The sequence below is a fragment of the Acidimicrobiia bacterium genome, assembly GCA_040878325.1.
In the GTDB taxonomy this organism is placed as follows: domain Bacteria; phylum Actinomycetota; class Acidimicrobiia; order Spongiisociales; family UBA11373; genus JAUYIV01.
The window spans coordinates 56,522-74,130 of the sequence record JBBDMM010000009.1 but is presented as its reverse complement, the minus strand read 5'-3'; the positions used below and the strand labels follow the sequence as shown (position 1 = coordinate 74,130).

21 protein-coding genes and 4 tRNA genes are annotated in these 17,609 nt (G+C 65.4%); 5 read left to right on the top strand and 20 right to left on the bottom strand.

All coding sequences use genetic code 11. From position 1 onward, the window contains the following. Window positions 1-52: 52 nt before the first annotated feature. The 15 genes from rplL to WD184_05030 all read right to left on the bottom strand — a co-directional run bounded on the left by rplL (window position 53) and on the right by WD184_05030 (window position 7,866). On the bottom strand, window positions 53-439 hold the full coding sequence (rplL, locus tag WD184_05100; GenBank protein MEX0826108.1) for a 50S ribosomal protein L7/L12: 387 nt from the start codon (window positions 437-439) through the stop codon (window positions 53-55). 4 nt (window positions 440-443) lie between these two features. Further along, window positions 444-1,127, bottom strand: coding sequence for a 50S ribosomal protein L10 (gene rplJ / locus WD184_05095; GenBank protein ID MEX0826107.1), 684 nt, complete (start codon window positions 1,125-1,127; stop codon window positions 444-446). 473 nt (window positions 1,128-1,600) lie between these two features. Continuing rightward, window positions 1,601-2,311, bottom strand: coding sequence for a 50S ribosomal protein L1 (gene rplA / locus WD184_05090; GenBank protein MEX0826106.1), 711 nt, complete (start codon window positions 2,309-2,311; stop codon window positions 1,601-1,603). A gap of 86 nt (window positions 2,312-2,397) precedes the next feature. Beyond that, the gene (gene rplK, locus WD184_05085) at window positions 2,398-2,826 is read right to left on the bottom strand and encodes a 50S ribosomal protein L11 (protein ID MEX0826105.1); all 429 of its coding nucleotides are present in this window, start codon (window positions 2,824-2,826) and stop codon (window positions 2,398-2,400) included. A gap of 14 nt (window positions 2,827-2,840) precedes the next feature. After that, the gene (gene nusG / locus WD184_05080; protein MEX0826104.1) at window positions 2,841-3,617 is read right to left on the bottom strand and encodes a transcription termination/antitermination protein NusG; all 777 of its coding nucleotides are present in this window, start codon (window positions 3,615-3,617) and stop codon (window positions 2,841-2,843) included. Continuing rightward, window positions 3,614-3,895, bottom strand: a complete 282-nt coding sequence (secE, locus tag WD184_05075) for a preprotein translocase subunit SecE (protein MEX0826103.1) — start codon at window positions 3,893-3,895, stop codon at window positions 3,614-3,616. Before secE ends, nusG begins: the two co-directional genes overlap by 4 nt. Window positions 3,896-3,967: 72 nt before the next feature. Continuing rightward, window positions 3,968-4,041: transfer RNA gene (locus tag WD184_05070), tRNA-Trp, on the bottom strand. 200 nt (window positions 4,042-4,241) lie between these two features. Further along, a complete protein-coding gene (locus WD184_05065; GenBank protein ID MEX0826102.1) occupies window positions 4,242-4,580 on the bottom strand; it encodes a hypothetical protein in 339 nt (112 codons plus the stop codon). Beyond that, window positions 4,577-5,125, bottom strand: a complete 549-nt coding sequence (locus WD184_05060) for a sigma-70 family RNA polymerase sigma factor (GenBank protein ID MEX0826101.1) — start codon at window positions 5,123-5,125, stop codon at window positions 4,577-4,579. The genes WD184_05065 and WD184_05060 overlap by 4 nt, the downstream gene beginning before the upstream one ends. Further along, the gene (locus WD184_05055) at window positions 5,122-5,982 is read right to left on the bottom strand and encodes a MaoC/PaaZ C-terminal domain-containing protein (protein ID MEX0826100.1); all 861 of its coding nucleotides are present in this window, start codon (window positions 5,980-5,982) and stop codon (window positions 5,122-5,124) included. Before WD184_05055 ends, WD184_05060 begins: the two co-directional genes overlap by 4 nt. 75 nt (window positions 5,983-6,057) lie before the next feature. Further along, window positions 6,058-6,219, bottom strand: a complete 162-nt coding sequence (rpmG, locus tag WD184_05050; GenBank protein ID MEX0826099.1) for a 50S ribosomal protein L33 — start codon at window positions 6,217-6,219, stop codon at window positions 6,058-6,060. A 52-nt stretch (window positions 6,220-6,271) separates the two neighbouring features. Next, complete coding sequence (gene tuf / locus WD184_05045) at window positions 6,272-7,465, bottom strand: elongation factor Tu (protein ID MEX0826098.1); 1,194 nt, start codon at window positions 7,463-7,465, stop codon at window positions 6,272-6,274. Window positions 7,466-7,510: 45 nt separating this feature from the next. Then, window positions 7,511-7,582: transfer RNA gene (locus tag WD184_05040), tRNA-Met, on the bottom strand. A gap of 30 nt (window positions 7,583-7,612) precedes the next feature. Then, window positions 7,613-7,684, bottom strand: a tRNA-Thr gene (locus tag WD184_05035). Window positions 7,685-7,783: 99 nt separating this feature from the next. Beyond that, window positions 7,784-7,866: transfer RNA gene (locus tag WD184_05030), tRNA-Tyr, on the bottom strand. 162 nt (window positions 7,867-8,028) lie between these two features. On the opposite strand from WD184_05030, the gene WD184_05025 reads away from it, so the two are divergent. Beyond that, complete coding sequence (locus WD184_05025; protein ID MEX0826097.1) at window positions 8,029-9,078, top strand: hypothetical protein; 1,050 nt, start codon at window positions 8,029-8,031, stop codon at window positions 9,076-9,078. An 80-nt stretch (window positions 9,079-9,158) separates the two neighbouring features. Here WD184_05025 and WD184_05020 read toward each other — a convergent pair whose 3' ends face one another. From WD184_05020 to WD184_05005, 4 genes are all read right to left on the bottom strand, one after another. Then, window positions 9,159-10,028: a zinc metalloprotease HtpX gene (locus tag WD184_05020; protein ID MEX0826096.1), complete on the bottom strand. Its 870-nt coding sequence runs from the start codon at window positions 10,026-10,028 to the stop codon at window positions 9,159-9,161. A gap of 98 nt (window positions 10,029-10,126) precedes the next feature. Then, on the bottom strand, window positions 10,127-11,179 hold the full coding sequence (locus WD184_05015; protein ID MEX0826095.1) for an SAM-dependent methyltransferase: 1,053 nt from the start codon (window positions 11,177-11,179) through the stop codon (window positions 10,127-10,129). A gap of 22 nt (window positions 11,180-11,201) precedes the next feature. After that, complete coding sequence (gene murI, locus WD184_05010) at window positions 11,202-11,951, bottom strand: glutamate racemase (protein MEX0826094.1); 750 nt, start codon at window positions 11,949-11,951, stop codon at window positions 11,202-11,204. A gap of 45 nt (window positions 11,952-11,996) precedes the next feature. Then, window positions 11,997-12,401: a nitroreductase/quinone reductase family protein gene (locus WD184_05005; GenBank protein MEX0826093.1), complete on the bottom strand. Its 405-nt coding sequence runs from the start codon at window positions 12,399-12,401 to the stop codon at window positions 11,997-11,999. 92 nt (window positions 12,402-12,493) lie between these two features. On the opposite strand from WD184_05005, the gene WD184_05000 reads away from it, so the two are divergent. The 4 genes from WD184_05000 to WD184_04985 all read left to right on the top strand — a co-directional run bounded on the left by WD184_05000 (window position 12,494) and on the right by WD184_04985 (window position 17,116). After that, window positions 12,494-13,150, top strand: a complete 657-nt coding sequence (locus WD184_05000; GenBank protein ID MEX0826092.1) for a hypothetical protein — start codon at window positions 12,494-12,496, stop codon at window positions 13,148-13,150. A gap of 131 nt (window positions 13,151-13,281) precedes the next feature. After that, window positions 13,282-14,643 carry a HAMP domain-containing sensor histidine kinase gene (locus WD184_04995; protein ID MEX0826091.1) on the top strand — a complete coding sequence of 454 codons (1,362 nt, stop codon included), beginning with the start codon at window positions 13,282-13,284 and terminating at the stop codon, window positions 14,641-14,643. Then, window positions 14,640-15,020, top strand: a complete 381-nt coding sequence (locus WD184_04990) for a hypothetical protein (protein ID MEX0826090.1) — start codon at window positions 14,640-14,642, stop codon at window positions 15,018-15,020. The genes WD184_04995 and WD184_04990 overlap by 4 nt, the downstream gene beginning before the upstream one ends. An 83-nt stretch (window positions 15,021-15,103) precedes the next feature. Then, a complete protein-coding gene (locus WD184_04985) occupies window positions 15,104-17,116 on the top strand; it encodes a serine hydrolase (GenBank protein ID MEX0826089.1) in 2,013 nt (670 codons plus the stop codon). Between the two features lie 23 nt (window positions 17,117-17,139). On the opposite strand, the gene WD184_04980 is transcribed toward WD184_04985, so the two are convergent. Further along, window positions 17,140-17,601: a hypothetical protein gene (locus WD184_04980; protein MEX0826088.1), complete on the bottom strand. Its 462-nt coding sequence runs from the start codon at window positions 17,599-17,601 to the stop codon at window positions 17,140-17,142. Window positions 17,602-17,609: the final 8 nt, after the last annotated feature.

Here is a 17,609-nt window from a genome sequence, read left to right as displayed (position 1 = left end):
TTTGGCCGGCCGAACCATCGCGGGAGGCCGCCCGAAGGGCGGCCGACCTCTTCTACTTGATCTCGACGGTGGCTCCGGCGCCTTCCAGGATGGCCTTCGCCTTCTCGGCGTCTTCCTTGGAGACGTGCTCGAGAACGGGCTTGGGCGCCTCGTCGACGAGAGCCTTCGCCTCCTTGAGCCCGAGGCTGGTGAGGCTGCGGACTTCCTTGATCACCTGGATCTTCTTGTCGCCGGCACCGGTGAGGATGACGTCGAACTCGTCCTGCTCCTCGACGACCGCGGCAGCGCCACCGCCGCCTCCCGCCATCGCCATCGCCATCGGGGCGGCGGCCGTCACATCGAACTTCTCCTCGAACTCCTTGAGGAACTCGGAGAGCTCGAGCACGGACATGTTCGCGAAGACCTCGAGCAGGTCGTCGTGGCTGAGCTTGGTTGCCATTGGTCTATTCCTCCTCGGCCTTTATGGCCGTTTCATCTTCGGTGATTACCTCGGCCGCGGCGGCCGCATCGTCGTCAGTGGTGGTTGCCTCAGCGGGGGCGTCGTCGCCGGTGACGACAGCCTCGGCTGCAGACTCCTCTTCGCCTGCCGAAGCAGCCGGTTCGGCTGTTGGAGCCGGGGACTTGTCGATCAACTGCTTGATCATCGAGGCGAGGTTGCGCGGCATCGCCGCCATCAGGCCGGCCATCGCCGCCATCGGCGCCTGCAATGCGCCGGCGATCTTCGCCAGCAGCACATCGCGCGGTTCGAGATCGGCGAGAGCGGCAACCCGCTCCGGCGTGAGGACCTCGGTGCCCAGCAGAGCGCCCTTGATGATCAGCCTGGCATGGTCCTTGGAGAAGTCGCGCAGCACCTTCGCGGTCGCCGCCGCGTCGCCCCTGGCAAAAGTCAGACCCGTCGGACCGACGAGCATCTCGAGTATCTCGTCGCGTCCCATCTCGGTGGCGGCAATTCGGGCGAGGGTCATCTTGTAGACCTTGAAGTCACCATCGGCGTCGCTCAGGGCACGACGCAGAGCCCGCTGCTCCTTCACCGAGAGGCCGGCGAATTCCGCCATGAAGACGGCCGACGAACCCTCGAGACGCTCTTTGATGTCGGCAACCGCCTGGACCTTTTCTGGTCGTGGCATGGCCGTTCTCCTTGTTATGGGGATCGCTCCCCTGAAACGGAAAAACTCCCGACGCGAGACATGCGCGGGAGCGGCAGAAACCTCTCTCGCCCACCTACGTTGGCGGCCTCATGGCCTTATCCCCAGCGGGGACCAACGGTCTCGGGTCGGCTCTTGATTGTCGAGCGGGAGCGTAGCGACACCGGCGGGGTTGAACAAAAGAGAGCTCGCCCGACGCCAGTCCGCGAAAAACGTCATTGGACACCGCCGCCGAGGGGGGAGACACTTAGGCAGCGGGAGCACCGGCGCTGGCGGGGCCGACCACCACCGCCCCGCACCGGCAACTCGGAGACGCAGGCTTGGATCCCTACCCCGGCCCGTCTGAGAAGAGGGGGAATGCGGCAACCCTGGCCGGCCGCAGGTCCCAGTGCCGACGAAGGCCCCGGTGCTCCCGCATTTCTTCCCGCCTCGGCGGGAGAAGCGCCGGCTGCGGGCTACTCGTCCAGGGTGTCCAATGCTCCGACGTCCACCTTGACGCCGGGGCCCATCGTCGAGGCGACGGCGAGCTTGCGGATGTAACGGCCCTTCGCCGAAGCCGGCTTCACCCTCATCAACTCGTCGATGGCCGCGGCGAGGTTCGCCCGCAGCTGGTCTGCGTCGAACGACACCTTCCCGATGGGCACATGGACATTGCCAAATTTGTCATTGCGATACTCGACCCGACCAGTGCGGAACTCGTTGACCGCCTTACCAATGTCCTCGGTGACGGTCCCCGCCTTCGGGTTCGGCATCAGGCCGCGCGGGCCCAGCACCCGGCCCAGCTTCCCCACCGCCGCCATCATCGACGGCGCGGCGATGGTCACGTCCCAATCGGCGGGCTGGGCGCCCGACTCGACCGCGGCGGCGAGCTCGTTACCTCCCACGACATAGGCCCCGGCCTCTTGCGCGGCACGCGCTTGGTCACCTTCTGCAAAGACGAGCACCCGCACCGACTTGCCGGTGCCATGAGGGAGTGAGATCGTGCCGCGAACGGCCTGATCGGCCTGCCGGGCGTCGATGCCGAGGTTGAAAGCGGCTTCGACGGTCTCGTCGAAGCCGGCGGTGGCCGTCGCCTTCACTAAATCCAGGGCCTCTACGGGGGAGTGCAGCTTCTCTCGATCGAGCCGCTTGATGGCGTCGTCGCGCTTCTTGCCCATGTCGATCATCTCCTTGCGGTGCAAACGGCGCTCACGCGCCTCCCACATCTGTCAGTCGGTAGTCACTTGGTCGGTAGCCAGGCGCCTAGGGGCGCTCAGCCTTCGACCTTCAAACCCATCGATCGTGCGGTTCCCTCGATGATCTTCATCGCGGCCTCGACGTCGTTGGCGTTGAGGTCGACCATCTTGGTCTCGGCGATCTGCTTCACCTGGGCACGAGTGACCGTGCCCACCTTCTCGGTGTGCGGTACCGCCGAACCCTTCTCGATGCGCGCTGCCTGGCGGAGCATCACCGATGCCGGTGGCGTCTTCGTCACGAAGGTGAATGACCGGTCGTCGTAGATAGTGATCTCGACCGGGACGATCGTCCCGGACTGACTCTCGGTGGCCGCGTTGTAAGCCTTGACGAAGTCCATGATGTTCACGCCGTGCTGGCCCAGCGCCGGACCCACCGGAGGTGCAGGGGTTGCCTGCCCGGCGGGAATCTGCAGCTTGAGCATCGCGGCGACTTTCTTGCGGCCCATTGGTCAGTTCCTTCCTAGAACTTCTGAATCTGCTCGAAGTTGAGCTCGACCGGGGTCTCCCGGCCGAAGATGTCGACGAGAACCCTGACCTTCGACTGGTCGAGGTTGATGTCTTCGATGACGCCGTTGAAATCGGCGAACGGGCCTTCGGTGACCCGAACCGTCTCGCCCACTTCCCAATCCGGCTTGAACCTGGGTGCCTTCTTCTCCTCGTCCTTGCGGACGCCGAGGATCCGTTCGACCTCGCGCCGCGACAGCGGAGTCGGCTTGGTACCCGATCCGACGAATCCGGTGACGCCGGGAGTGTTGCGGACCACGCCCCATGAGTCGTCGTCGAGGTACATGCGCACCAGCAAATAACCCGGGAACTGCTTGCGGGCCACGGTCACCTTCCGCCCACTCTTGATCTCGACGACATCCTCCATCGGAATGACGACGTCGAAGATGGCGTCCTCCATGTGCATCGAGGTGATGCGGGTGGTGAGGTTGGCCTTGACCTTGTTCTCGTAGCCGCTGTACGAGTGGATCACGAACCACGATCCCGGCAGGTCGAACGGGCTCGAGGGCGGACGCACCGGTTCGGCCCCGCCTTCGGCCCCCTCGCCGGGGGCGGAACCAACCGGCTCCTCCTCCGCCGACACCTCGGCCTCGGGCTCCTCGGGGCGCTCCTCGGTGGCGATCGACGTACCCAAGAGCTCACGGGCGCGGTCGAGCGCGTCCCCCGGGGAATCGGCGGCATCGTCGGCCGGGTCCGGTGTTGCAGTCAGGTCGTCAAGGGTTTCGTCGTTCACCGCAACTCCAGAAGCGCCAGGATGCCGCGCTTGAGCGTGAGGTCGAGCCCGAGGGTGTAGAGGGTGACGAACCCTGCAGTGATGAGAGTGACCACGGTGAAGGTGATGGTCTCGCGCCTTCCCGGCCAGGCCACCCGACGAAGTTCGGTACGGACCTCGGATACGAACTGGCGGAAGCCGACGCGCTCCTTACGACGCCGTTGCGTCATCGCCTGAGCGCGACGATCCTTCGCCCGCTTCTCTTCCATCTCCTGTAGCCGCCGCAACTCGCGGTTCATGTCGTTACCTCTCGGTCCGGATCACAGGCCGCAGCCACCGGTGGTCCGTCCTCTTGTTGTTGGGGCATCCAGCAGGGGCGGAGGGACTCGAACCCCCAACCGCTGGTTTTGGAGACCAGTGCTCTGCCAAATTGAGCTACGCCCCTTTGGGGTGTTCGATCCCGCGCGCGAGCCTAGGAGGCGAACGGCGGGCATTGTAGGCCGGGAAACCCTCACTGCACACTTTGGGAGGGCCTCCAACCATGGCCGTGAGCCAACCGGCCACAGCCACGGCCAGAGTCAGAAGCAGATTGGTGGGGGGGCTCGGTCTGGCTGTGGCTGTGGCTGTAGCCGGAGCCGAGAGAACTCAGTGCTCTCGCTTTGCGAGGGCGTGGGCAATCAGGGCTGCTGCCGTTGCTACGGCTATCGCTGCGGCGACCGAGTAGCGGACTGCGAGGCGGACCACCAGGGGTCGTCGTGGATCCGAGCCATCCTGGAAGGGAAGCCGCGACATCACGGTCGTGGCCAGCCCCTCGGGGGCAACGAGGGTCTCATGCCCGATCGAGGAGAGGTCGCGGGACATGCCGGTCGAACGGGCGACATCGGCCTGGCATCGGAGGCACTGTTCGCGGTGGGCTTCCAATACTCGATTCAGAGGCGTGTCAGGCGGGACCGTCGAAACCAGTCGACAGATGAGAGCGCTCATTCCGACCCCTCGAGGATCGACCGAACCCGCTTGCGCGCCCGATGCAACCTCACCTTCGCAGTGGTCTGGGTGATGCCGAGCTCGCGCCCGACCTCGGCGTGGCTCCACCCATAGACGTCCCGCAACACGAGCACCGCTCGCTGACCGGGGCTCAACTGGTTGATCGCCGAACCGAGTTCCGCTCTCACCTCCGCCAGCTCCCCCGCTCGCTCCGGGCCGGTGGCAGGGTCGATCAGCATCTCGTCGAGCTGCTGCACCTCGTGCCGGTTGGCTCGTTTGCGAAGGGTCCACGCCGTATTGACTGTGATCCGATGCAGCCAGGTTCCCAGTGCGGCGTCGCCCCGAAACCGCGGCATGGCACGCCAGGCGCGAATCAGCGCCTCCTGGGTCACATCGGGGGCGAGGTCGGGACCGACGAGCCTGACGGCAAGCGTGTACACGCTGTTTCGATACCTCCAGACGAGTTCTCCGAATGCATCCGAGTCACCACCCCGGGCGGCCTCGATGAGCTCGGCCTCGTCGCGTTGGACCCCGCCCCCGGTCATCGCGTTACCCGGGCGCGGCCCGTCACCAGCCGGTCTCCCCCGGATTCGAGGACCAGATCGATATCGGCTCCGTCAGCAGCGATTGCGCCGACGGTGCCGGTGACCGTCGCCGGCTCGGCCGGTCGCAACGGCTTACGAAACCGCACGCTCATCGCCGCCAGCGAGTGGGCGTTCGGCGAGTAACGAGCCGCGGCCCGGCCCATCCATGCCGCCATGAGCAGGCCATGGACGATCGTCCCTGACAAACCGGCGGCGCGGGCCGAATCGTGATCCCAATGAATCGGATTCCAGTCGCGGGTGGCTGCGGCATAGTGCACCAGGTCGAGGCGGGATGCGCCCGCGTTCAGCGGGACGATCGGCTCCCCTTCAATCGGCAGTGGCCTCGACGGTGCGGGCGGGTCGGTCGCCGGTCGTTCCCCGACCGCGGGCTCGGGTTGCTCGGGGAGGGCGCCCGCGGCCGCGTCGGCCATCACGAACACTGCCCTCCCGTCGAGCCACTCGCCGGCATCCGATTCGGCTTGCAGGCCGAACGTGACGAGGTTCAGCCCCGACCGGGCCTTGGCCCCCTCGACCTTGCCCACTATTCGAAGCCGCTCACCAACCTGCAGGCTGCGATGCCACTCGAACGACTGCTCGGAGTGAATCAACGACGTAGTGAACGGCACCACCGCCGGGTCTTCGAGAAACGCTGGAGCCGCCGCGAACAGGGCGACATTGGCGAACAGCGGAGGCGCATGCTCCACCCACCTGGCGGCGTCGTCACCGGTGGCGTCGGCGAACTCGGCCACCCGATCGGCGGTCACCTCAACCGTGAACGGCCCGTAGGAATGGCCGACCAGGCCGGCGAGGTGGCTCATCGGCGGACCTCGGCTGGCGACGAATGGCGAGTACCGGGTGGCGGGAGGGCGCCGACCATCAGGTCGCCCGGCCCACTACCGGGTCTCTTTGTGAGCCGTGTGCTCGCGGCACCAGCGGCAGAACTTCTTCAGCTCGAGCCGATCGCGCGTATTCGTCTTGTTCTTGTTCGTCACGTAGTTGCGGCGTTTGCACGACTCGCACGCGAGCGTGATCGGAGGCCGCTTGTCACTAGGCATCTAGAAAACTCTTCTCTGTTCTTGTCTTGCTGGGGCTGTGGCTGTGGCTGGGTTACTTGATGATCTTGACGACGCGGCCGGCGCCGACGGTGCGGCCACCCTCACGGATCGCGAACCGCAAACCATCTTCCATCGCGATCGCGTGGATCAACTCCACCGTCATCTCCGTGTTGTCACCCGGCATCACCATCTGCGTCCCCTCCGGCAACGTGATCGAACCAGTGATATCCGTCGTCCGGAAATAGAACTGCGGCCGATACCCCGAGAAGAACGGGTTATGACGCCCCCCCTCCTCCTTCGTCAACACATACACCTGCGCCGAGAAATCGGTATGAGGAGTAATCGACCCAGGCGCACACACCACCTGACCCCGCTCCACATCCTCCTTACCAATCCCCCGCAGGAGAAGCCCCACGTTGTCGCCAGCCCGCGCCTCATCCAACAACTTGCGGAACATCTCAACCCCAGTCACCGTCGTCTTCTGCGTCGCCCGGATCCCCACAATCTCCGCCTCCGCCCCCACCCGCAAAATCCCCTGCTCCACCCGACCAGTCACCACCGTCCCCCGACCCGTAATCGAAAACACGTCCTCGATCGGCATCTGGAACGGCTTATCCACATCCCGCTCCGGCTCCGGGATATACGAATCCACCGCCGCCATCAACTCCATCACCTGACCCGCAGCCTCCCCATCACCCTCCAACGCCTTCAACGCCGAACCCCGCACCACCGGCACCTCATCACCCGGATACTCATACTCCGTCAACAAATCCCGCACCTCCAACTCCACCAGATCAAGAAGCTCGGGATCATCGACCATGTCCACCTTGTTCAAGAACACCACAATGAACGGCACCCCCACCTGCCGAGCCAACAACACATGCTCCCGAGTCTGCGGCATCGGACCATCCGCCGCCGACACCACCAGAATCGCACCATCCACCTGCGCCGCACCCGTAATCATGTTCTTCACATAATCCGCATGACCCGGCATATCCACATGCGCATAATGACGATTCGCCGTCTCATACTCCACATGCGCAATCGCAATCGTGATACCCCGCTCACGCTCCTCCGGCGCCTTATCAATCTCATCAAACGCCGTAAACCGATTCGACCCACCCACCCCCGACTCCGCCAACACCTTCGTGATCGCAGCAGTCAACGTCGTCTTCCCATGATCAATATGACCCATCGTCCCCACATTCACATGCGGCTTCGACCGCTCAAACTTCTCCTTACCCATGGGTTCCGATCTCCTCGTTGTGTCGATCCGACGTTGCCGGGTGCGTAGCGGCGGGTGGACTCGAACCACCGACTACCCGATTATGAGCCGGGTGCTCTACCTCTGAGCTACGCCGCCTCGGCGACAGCACAATACCGTCGCCGCCTGAGCCCCCTCCCGGGATCGAACCGGGGACCCCTTCCTTACCATGGAAGTGCTCTACCGCTGAGCTAAGGGGGCGCGTAGGCGTCGGCAGGATAGTCAATGCTCAGCGCCCAGCGGCCGCTGAGCAGCAGGGGGCAAGTTCGCCGCCGGTAAGGCGGCGAACGAAGGCCGCCGTGGGGGGCGAAGGATTTGAACCTCCGTAGGCGTTAGCCGGCAGATTTACAGTCTGCTCCCTTTGGCCGCTCGGGCAGCCCCCCGGAAGGCGCGGAGGATAGTGCCAGGCTCGAGCACCTCCTGCCCGGTGTCGCAACACGTCGATCGATCCGAACCTTCCCGAGGCGGCCTCACCTGAACGGCCAGCGTCGAAGGTCTGGGGGCGCGGCCGATAGGCTGTGCCCCGCCACCTACCAGGGGAGATCATGACTGACAGGGACCGCTTGGTCGACCGGGGGGTCATCTCTTTCGAGCAGGCGGAGCGCCTTCACGGCGATGCGCCTCCCGACAAGCCGGGTGGGCCGAGGACCGCCGAAATGCTCGGTTACATCGGAGCCATCGCCCTCTTCATCGCCACATTCGCGGCAGTCGTCAAGGTGATGTTTCCCGACGACCCGACGTTCGCGCTCCTCACCGGCGACTACGACCACCTGCAAGGCGGTGGGGTCGCCCTGCTCGGCGCCGCGATCGTGTTCGGTACCGGTTACCGATTCGCCGACCGGGCCGGCGCCGTCCGCCGCAGCTCGGGGTTCCTGATGCTTCTGGGTTGGTCGCTGGCAACCGTCGCGACGGGACTGCTCATGCTCGACCTGGACATCGGTGACTTCACCCCGCTCGTGGTGGTGATCCCTTCAGCGGTCGTGGCCCTGATCGGATACGGCAGGCTGCGATCGGTGCCGACGTTGCTTGCGCTGTTCGCAGTGGCGACGAGGGTCCTCTCCGCGATCCTCGTGCTCGTCCAGGTGGAGGAACCCACCGAGGTGAGCGACCTGGTGCTGACGGCCGCACTCGGGGCATCGCCCGACCTCGGCAGTTGGATCTCGTTCCTGGCAAGTGTCGGCCTCGGGCTGACATGGATCTGGCTCGCCCGCACCGGCGGAGTAGGCCCGCGAAATGCGGCGTTCTTCATCGGCGCGGTGTACGCGATGCTGTTCTCGATCGCGCTGTTCTCGACCGCGGATGGATGGCTCGTCCTCTCACTCGGTCTCGTTCTCGCCTACCTCTGGGGTGCCCGGCAGTGGGGTACCTCGGTGTTGGCCGCGGTCGGGTCAGTCGGGATGATCGTGGTGATCTTCCAGTTGATCACACTCGTCCACGACGGGATCGGTGCCAACGAAGTGCTGCTCTGGTTCGGAGTAGCCGGCGCAGTGACGACCGGGGCGTTCTGGATGCTGAATGGCAAGGGTGACTCGGGGTCGCCCTTGCCGGCCCCTGCTCCGGCTCCGGCTCCGGCCAGTCAGGCGGGAGGCGAGTAGCTGCGAGGAGTGAACCGTGGGGTAGAAGAGGGGGCCGGGATTCACCCGGCCCCCTCTCACTTATCTCGTTTGCTCGGCAGTTACCGAATGATCCCGCTTTGGGCCATGTCGGTGAGCCGCCGAACGCGCTCGGTAATCGGGGGGTGAGTCGAGAACATCCGGGCCAGGCCGCCGGTCGAGCCGCTCCGCCCGAAGGCCTTCAACGGATCGGCGATAAACAGCTGGGCGGTGGAAGGGTTCACCTGCATGGGGATCTTGGCCGTACCGGCCTCGAGCTTCTCCAGGGCACGCGCCAGATTGAGTGGAGACCCGGTGATCTCCGCCCCGCTCCGATCGGCCTGGTACTCGCGCGACCGGCTGATCGCCATCTGGATGACCATGGCCGCCAGCGGAGCAAGGATGAGCGACGCGATCATGATCACCCCGGAGATGGGGTCGTTGCGACGACGATCGCCGCCGGTCCAAAAAGCGATCCTCGTCAGGAACGATAAGGCGACGGCCACGGTCGCGGCGATCGTCGAGATGAGGATGTCGCGGTTCTTGACGTGCGACAGCTCGTGGGCCAGCACGCCTTCGAGCTCGGAGTGGTCCATCAGGGTCAAGATCCCCGAGGTGACCGCGACCGCAGCGTTCTTCGGGTTGCGGCCCGTGGCGAATGCATTGGGCTGCGGTGAGTCGATCAGATAGATCTTGGGCATCGGCATGTTCTCGCGCTGAGCCAGCGAACGCACGATCGAGTAGACGTTGGGTAGATCCTTCTCCTCCGCCGGCTTGGCCTTCGCCGAAGCGAGGGCGATCTTGTGCGAGAAAAAGTACATCCCGAAGTTGATGAGCCCGGCGATCACCAGAGCCGTGATCGCGCCACTGGTACCCCCGAGCAACTGACCGACCAGGACAAAGAGAGCCCCGAGCCCCGCCATCAGAACCATCGTCTTGAAGTTGTTACGCATCGTGAGAAGAGTAACGGCGGGGGGTTCGGAGAGATTCCGGGAGGCCCGACGCGTTCTTGATTTCTGATTCTTGCCGGTAGCCGGTAGCGGGTAGCGATTCATTTACTCGCTACCAGCACTCTGAAATCACCGAGACCCCTCGGATGCAGCAGTGCTTCTGCTCCGGTGAGCTGGCTGCGCAGGGTCAGCCGCTCCATGGTTCGGCCTGTGCGGGCGGCATCCAGCTCGGCTTCGCGCAGCCCTCGCAGTGTGTCGCGCAGGCCCCACCGAGTCAGGAAGTCGTCTTGCCGCTCGACGGTGACCGTGGCTCCGGCGGATTCGGCCGCCGCCGCCAGGGCGGTGAAGTTCACGTCCATGGTGATGTCCGTCTCACCGGGTGTGAGCAACGGATCCGGGCCGAGATGATGTGACCGGTAGGTCCTCACGGTGCCCTGGGCTCGCCGGTGGCTCAACCCGTCTGCCGTCTCGCCGTAGTCGAACACCACCACCGAACCGACATCGAACCGCCCCAATGCGGTCGTAATCCATTCGCCGGCGACGACTTGCACCTCCACCAGGTCACCCTCGACCACCGGTCCCGCGAACGCGTCGGCCCAGGAAGCGACCTCGCGGCGCGCCGGCACCTCCTTCGTCATCAGACCGGCGTCTTCGAGGTCGATGACTTGCTCGGTCCAACCTGCTCCCCGTCGCACTGCCACCGCTGCGGGCAGATTGTCGATCAACTCGTTGGCGATGACCACGGCCGCGCCCCCTCGAGGGACCTGGGCCAGGTCGGCGACGACAATGGCCTCCGGCACCGAGCCACCGAGGCGTTCGGTGGCGGCCGCCGACACCTCCACGGCAAACACGGCCGCAGGCGCCTCGGCCAACTCCTCGAGCACGGCGCGGAGCAGGGCGCCCGAACCCGCCCCGGCCTCGACCAGAGTGAGCGGCCCGACCCGCTCCACCTCGGATGCCACAAAGTGAGCGACGGTGCCTCCGAACAAGGGGCTCACCTCCGGGCTGGTGAGGAAGTCGCCCTCCTCGGAGGACCGCAGGGTCGTCGACGCGGCGAAGTAACCCCCGTCGGGGTCGTAAAGGGCAAGCGTCATGAAGTGGTCGAATGGCAGCGGTCCGTGCGCGGCGATCTCGGATCGGATGCGTTCCAGCACCGGAGCATTGTGCCCCGGGCTGTCAGGCGACCGCGGTCACGTCGATCGTCGCGCCCAGCAGGCGTTCCACCTGGGAGGCGAAGCGGGCTGGATCACCGGTGGTGAGGTAGGTGGCGTCGCCAGAACCGGGGGAGTCGCCGGCGACACGAACCACCTGCCGGGCGACCGCGCCGGCGGGATCGATCACCGTGACGCCAGGAGCAGCCGCTGATATGGCGCCGGCGAGGAAGGAGTAGTGGGTGCAAGCGATCACCAGCGTGTCGACTCCCTGGTCGATCAACGGGGCGAGGTGGGCCGCGATCTCAGGGCCCGAGCCGTCCCAGCCGTCCTCCACCGCTTCCGCCCACCCGGGGCACGGGTGGGCGATCACTTTGATCCCCTCAGAGAACCGGCCCACCAAGTCCCCCAAGACCGAGGCGGCGAAGGTGGTCGGGGTCGCGAGCACCCCCACCACACCCGATCGAGTTGCGGCCACCGCGGGCTTCACCGCTGGCTCCATGCCGACGAAGGGAATCTCGGAGTGCTGATCCCGTAGGTGCTGGAGCGCCGCCGCCGAAGCGGTGTTGCAGGCGATCACCACGGTGTCGGCACCCCGGTCGACGAGCCGTTCGGTGGCCTGCTCGGAGAACTCCCGTACCTGGGCGATGGACCGCTGGCCGTACGGGGCGTTGCCTTGGTCGGCCAGATACACGATGTCGGCGGAGGGCAGCAGCATCGTCACCTCGCGGAGAACTGCGAGACCGCCAACGCCGGAGTCGAAGAATCCGATCATGCGGTTGGAGCGTACCGACGGCTCTGTCGGTTCCGTCGCGACCCGCTAGTTCGGGTTGTTCACCCACCCCGGCCAGTCGGCATTGACCAGGACGAGCGGTGAGCGAGTGACCCAGAAGTGGAGTTCGCGTTGGGTGCGCTGGGGCGAGAAGCCGAATCCCTTGATCATCACGCGCTCCATCAAGGAGCGACGCGCCGACCAATCGGTGACCGGCACGGCGGTCGCCTCGATGTCGGCCTCCACTGCACCCCTCAACTGAATCGTGAAGTGCGGATCGGCCTGGACATTGGCGTACCAGTCCCGCGTGCCCGGGCGCCCGGCGATTACCAAATTCCGATCGACGTTGTGAAGCGTCACGTCGACGGTGTGGGGACGGCCCGACGTCCGACCAGTAGTGGTAATGCCGACGATGCCGCCGCGCGCCAGCGCGACGACCACTGGATCGGTCAAGTCATATTCCTCGTACGCCGGTGGCATCTTAGGTCCGACCCACCCGCGAGGGCCCGGGAACGATGCCGCGGTACTCATGCGAAGATGTGCACATGAAATCGCTCTTCACTCGCATTGTCATCGGGCTGATCGTCGCCAACGCCGCATTCGCCATCTTCGTCCTGCTGGGTGGCGACATCGGGGACGTCGAAGGCCGCATTCTCGGCACCTCGCTGATCGCTACGGCCTCGGCGATCCTGGCGATGGCGTGCGCCCCCGCCCTTTCGAAGGGACGACTGGGATTCGTCCCTCACCTGGGAATGGCTGCCGCCGCCGTGGGATTCGTCGCGGTCACCATCTTCATCTGGGCCGATCTCGACTCGCTCACTCTCGGGAAGGTCGCCGGGAGCGCCTACGTGGTTGCCGGCGCCGCTGCCCTTGCCTGCTTGCTGTCGGGTTGGAGGCTGCAGGGCGGTTCCGCCTGGGTCGGGATGGCCGCAAACCTCTTGATCGCCGCGGTGGCGGCAATGATCCTGCTTCCCATTTGGACCGAGGTCGGCGGGGACGGCGGATATTGGAGAATGTTCGCCATCGTGGTGGTGCTGCTGTCGGCGTCGGTACTGGCGGTGCCGGTGCTGTATCGGGGGGGCGGGGGGCGGCCAGGCGATCAGTTTAAGAACTGCCCCTTCTGTGGGGCCGCCATCGAGGGGACGGCAGGAAAGCCGGTCACCTGCGGCAGCTGTGGGCGGAGATACACCGTCAACCAATAGCCAGGGGCCGGAATCCTCAAGGGAGCGGCGTTTTCGGTCGAAATTGATCAGACGACCCCAGGAGTTCTCTGATCTTCGACCGCCACCAACGCGTCAGCCGTCTCTGGCTGGCCAGCGCGGCCCTGACGGCATTGATTGCCGCCACTGCGGCGATCGTCGCCGTCCGCCATCAGGCAGACCTCACCCGCCCCGTCGGCGAGGGCGAGCTGTTCACCCATGACGCCGCGATGGCGGCCGATTTCCTCACCGGGGCCCTCGACCCGTCGCAGGCAGTGCGGGAGGCTCGGAACACCCTGCGGATCGAGGCGGTGTCGCTGCTCGACGACAACCTGACGTTCATCGCTTCGAGCTCGCGCAACCTCGTCGGATCGCACCTCGAATCGCCCTTCTTTGCGGGCAGTCCGATGCCATTGCGGGCCCTCGCCGCCCCGATCGGCCTGCCGGTGATGATCGACGGCATCGAGGAGTGGCCGGCGGACGCCGTGCTGTACCAGGTGATGCGACCCCTCGATGACGGGCGAATCGCCGTGCTGTTCTACGACCTCCAGAGGCTGGTCGAGCGCAGGGCAATTCCGCGTGGAATCCACCCGGAGACCCTGCAACTCGCCGGAGTCGCCGTGTTCTTCGGGGTGATGACCCTGGTGCTCGCGGCCGGTAGGGCCGGCGCCCATCGCCGCGTTCGGCGGTCGATCGAGGAGTCTTTCGGCCTCCAGGCTCGTGCCCGTGAACTGGCCACGCACAACAAGGAACTCGACGAGGCCCGGTCGGCGGCCGAACGCGCCCTGGCGCTGGCCGAGGAAAAGAACCGAATTCGTTCCGAGTTCGTGCTGATGATCAACCACGAATTGAATACACCGTTGACAGGGGTGGTGACCAGCGCCGAGCTGCTGGCCACACATCCCGAGATGCCTGCCGCCGATCGGGGCGAACTCCTGGCCGACATGGTGCGCGAGGGTGACAAGCTCCGCGGTCTCATCGACCGCATGCTGACCGTCGCCCGAATCGAGAACCAGGGGCTCGGCTACAGCCTCCGCCGAATCGAGGCAGCGACTCTGGTCGAACTCCTCCGCCCGGCCACCCAGACCGGAACGCTGGTGGCGCCGGCGGCCGCCGATGTCATGACCGACCCCGAGGGCCTGGTCGCACTGGTCGCATCGCTCACCGAGAACGCCCGCACCCACGGAGCCAAGACTGTGGCGGTCGACTTCCTCGAGGCGCTGCCATTCGAGCCGGATCTGATCGTCGGCACCCCTTCGAACGCCGCCATGTGGGTTGCGGTTCGAGATGACGGCCCCGGCATCGACCAGGAGTTCCTCCCCCGCATCTTCGAGAAGTTCGAGAAGCGCAGCGACAGCCCGGGGACCGGCCTGGGGCTGTACCTCGCCCGGTTGATCGCGGAGGCGATCGGCGCGTCGATCGCCGTCAAGTCCGGGCCTGATGGCACGACGATGGCCGTCGGAGTGGCACTCGCCCGCGAGGCGGCAGCCGCATGAGGAGAATCCCGGCCCTGGCGTTCACCACGATGATCCTCGCAGGGTGCGGATCGACGCCGGTGGACTCCGCGGTGATCGTGCTCGACGAGTATTCGATCGAGGTGTCCGCTCCAGTGGTCCAGACCGGACCGATCGTCTTGACCGTCGAAAACGCCGGCGAGTTCTCGCACACTCTGGTCGTCGCCCGCGCCGATGGGAGCGCAGTCGCCGCCACCGAGACGATCGCTCCGGGGAGCGCGGTCGAGTTGCCTCTCGACCTCGAACCCGGCGGTTACGAAGTGTCGTGCCGGATCGTGGTTCAACTCCTCGACGGCACGATCGTCGACCACTACGAGCAAGGAATGCTCGCGTCGATGGCCGTCGCCAACCCTGGGTGATCACCACGCCCGGTTGAGAGACCTCAGCCGTCGATCGGGTGAGGTCGGACGAACGCAACCACGTACCATTCGCCCGATCCCGAATGAGTGCTCTCCGCAATGTCCGAGCGCCCCAGCTTCCCTGGCCCCTCGCCGTCTCGTCCGTCCTCCTAGTTGCCGCGTTGATGGCGGCGTGCAGCGGGGCCAAGTCCGCATTCGGCGAGGAGTGCGACTCATTCCAACCCAACCTCGACGATCCCTTCCACGCGGTCAACCGGACGCTCACCGACCCCAGCCCGCTCGATTGGCCGACCGCCGATCCGGGTACGGTCGGTCTGGACTCGGCCGTGCTCGAGCAGGCGGCAGAAGAGGTGGCGTTGTCACCGATGACCGCCAGCCTGCTGGTCGTACGCAACGGCAAGCTGGTATTCGAGCGCTACTTCAACGGCTTCGATGCCACGGACGCCAACAACGTCCATTCGCTCTCGAAGTCCATCCTGTCGGTGGTCACTGGTATCGCGATCGACGAAGGTCATCTCACCCTAGATGCGCAGGTCGGCGACGTCCTGCCGCCGAACCTGGTCGTGAACCACGGAGAACTGACCGTTCGCGATCTCTTGACGATGGCAGGCGGGTTGGAGGTACCGGAACCGGACACCAACTACGAGTGGCAGCCCAGCACGGTGCCCGGGGAACCCTCCTTGGTGCGGGCAGTGTTGGCAAGCCCACGTGTCGTCGCACCGGGCACAGAGTTCGCTTACAACACCGGGTTGACTCAGGTACTGGCTGCGATGCTCACCGAGGCGACCGGGATGTCCCTATGCCAGTACGCGGCCGACCGGTTGCTAGGACCCTTGGGAATCGACGTCGAGGGGTGGCATGTCGAGCCCGGCGGCTACCTCTCGGGAGGCTTCGACATGTTCATGACCCCCCGGGAGATCGCCCGGTTCGGTCAGCTCGTCCTCGATGAGGGCGCTCTCGGCGGCGATCAAATCGTCTCGTCATCGTGGCTCGACCAATCCCTGTCGCCACGGTGGGATTTGGGCTGCGTGCAGTATCCGCCCATCCCCATGCGCTACGGGTACCTCTGGTGGGGTTATGACATCGGGGGGCATGAGGTCTGGATTGCCTCCGGGTACGGGGGACAGGACATGATGATCGTCGACGATCTCGATCTGGTGGCCGTCATCACCCATGACACGACCGAGATCGGTGGTGCGAGGGTCCCGATGCGTGCACTGTTCTACGAGTTACTGCTCCAAGCCGTCCACGGTCAAGCCCCGCCTACAGAACCCACCGAATGTCAGTCGTCGGTGTTCACGTTGGCAACCGTTGCCGCCGACGGTTCCACGCCGCCGTCGCCGGTTCCCGGCTGGCCCGCCAACACTGCCGGGCCGTTCTCACCGGGCGCCGAGCGACTGGCGTACACCGAGCTCTATCTGGACTACTGGGACCTGTACACCATCAGTCGCAACGGAACCGATATTCGTCGAGTCACCCGCGACGCGGTGCCCGATGCGATGCCGTCGTGGTCTCCTGACGGGACGATGCTGGCGTTCGTTCGAGGCGAACCTGGACAAAGCGACCTGTACCTGATCAACGCCGATGGATCCGCACTGACCCAGCTAACCGACCTCGACGGATACGCGCACGCCCCCGCCTGGTCAACCGATGGGACCAGGATCGCGTTCATCTGGGGACACGGCGACATCAGAGGTTGGGGTCACCCCGGGGAGCTGTGGGTGATCGATCGGGACGGGTCGAACCTCCGCCAGTTGCGCGAGGCACCCACTACCAACCCGATCTGGTCCCCCGACGGTCGCCAGATCGTCTTTGACAGCATTACCGCCGCCGGCCGCATCGGGTTGCTCGATCTGGACACTGGCACGGTCTCCGACCTCGGTCTGGGCTTTTTCCCGCGCTGGTCACCGGACGGAACCCGCATCGCCTTTGCAGCCCTCGATGAAGCCGGCGGCAGCGACATATTCAGCATGGCCGCAAATGGGACCGACCGTGTCCAACTCACCGATGACCCCAACTTCGACGGCCTCCCATCGTGGACACCAGATGGCACGACAATCCTCTACTGGACGACTCTGGCCCCGTCCGAGGTGTAGGCGCTTGCTGGGCGAGGGAAAAGTCAGCCGTCGATCAGGCCGATCAACTCTGCAGACCAGGGGCAGTAGCGATCGCCGTGCTGGTTGACGTACTCGTCAAAACCAAGGTCATCGATGTATGAGACGGTGCCGTCGCACACCTCGATGGCGAAGTCGGCGAACTCGACCTCGACGATGTGCCACTCGTGGCCGATGTTCACGCCACCATCGCCCGCAAGGATCTTCCCATTGGGAATCCCGGGGTTGGTCCCGGAAGCAAATGCCGCCCGGGCGGCGACCGCGGCATCGCCGGTGAGAAGGATCCGATAGGTCTCGCCGTCAGGAGTCTGGAACTCGGCGATCACCGACCCATCGGGAAGGGTGGTGGGCGTGGTGGTGGGACTCGTAGTGGTGGGAGTGGTGGTGGTGGATTCGCCGGCATCGTCGTCACCACAAGCAACAGCGACCACGGCGAGAAGTGCAATGAGAGATATCAGTTTCTTCATGACGGGTG

Bases quoted from the DNA above. Each gene is read 5' to 3' on its own strand.
- rplL (MEX0826108.1), bottom strand. From the start codon at position 439: ATGGCAACCAAGCTCAGCCACGACGACCTGCTCGAGGTCTTCGCGAAC.
- rplJ (MEX0826107.1), bottom strand. From the start codon at position 1,127: ATGCCACGACCAGAAAAGGTCCAGGCGGTTGCCGACATCAAAGAGCGT.
- rplA (MEX0826106.1), bottom strand. From the start codon at position 2,311: ATGATCGACATGGGCAAGAAGCGCGACGACGCCATCAAGCGGCTCGAT.
- rplK (MEX0826105.1), bottom strand. From the start codon at position 2,826: ATGGGCCGCAAGAAAGTCGCCGCGATGCTCAAGCTGCAGATTCCCGCC.
- secE (MEX0826103.1), bottom strand. From the start codon at position 3,895: ATGAACCGCGAGTTGCGGCGGCTACAGGAGATGGAAGAGAAGCGGGCG.
- WD184_05065 (MEX0826102.1), bottom strand. From the start codon at position 4,580: ATGAGCGCTCTCATCTGTCGACTGGTTTCGACGGTCCCGCCTGACACG.
- WD184_05060 (MEX0826101.1), bottom strand. From the start codon at position 5,125: ATGACCGGGGGCGGGGTCCAACGCGACGAGGCCGAGCTCATCGAGGCC.
- WD184_05055 (MEX0826100.1), bottom strand. From the start codon at position 5,982: ATGAGCCACCTCGCCGGCCTGGTCGGCCATTCCTACGGGCCGTTCACG.
- rpmG (MEX0826099.1), bottom strand. From the start codon at position 6,219: ATGCCTAGTGACAAGCGGCCTCCGATCACGCTCGCGTGCGAGTCGTGC.
- tuf (MEX0826098.1), bottom strand. From the start codon at position 7,465: ATGGGTAAGGAGAAGTTTGAGCGGTCGAAGCCGCATGTGAATGTGGGG.
- WD184_05025 (MEX0826097.1), top strand. From the start codon at position 8,029: ATGACTGACAGGGACCGCTTGGTCGACCGGGGGGTCATCTCTTTCGAG.
- WD184_05020 (MEX0826096.1), bottom strand. From the start codon at position 10,028: ATGCGTAACAACTTCAAGACGATGGTTCTGATGGCGGGGCTCGGGGCT.
- murI (MEX0826094.1), bottom strand. From the start codon at position 11,951: ATGATCGGATTCTTCGACTCCGGCGTTGGCGGTCTCGCAGTTCTCCGC.
- WD184_05000 (MEX0826092.1), top strand. From the start codon at position 12,494: ATGAAATCGCTCTTCACTCGCATTGTCATCGGGCTGATCGTCGCCAAC.
- WD184_04990 (MEX0826090.1), top strand. From the start codon at position 14,640: ATGAGGAGAATCCCGGCCCTGGCGTTCACCACGATGATCCTCGCAGGG.
- WD184_04985 (MEX0826089.1), top strand. From the start codon at position 15,104: ATGAGTGCTCTCCGCAATGTCCGAGCGCCCCAGCTTCCCTGGCCCCTC.
- WD184_04980 (MEX0826088.1), bottom strand. From the start codon at position 17,601: ATGAAGAAACTGATATCTCTCATTGCACTTCTCGCCGTGGTCGCTGTT.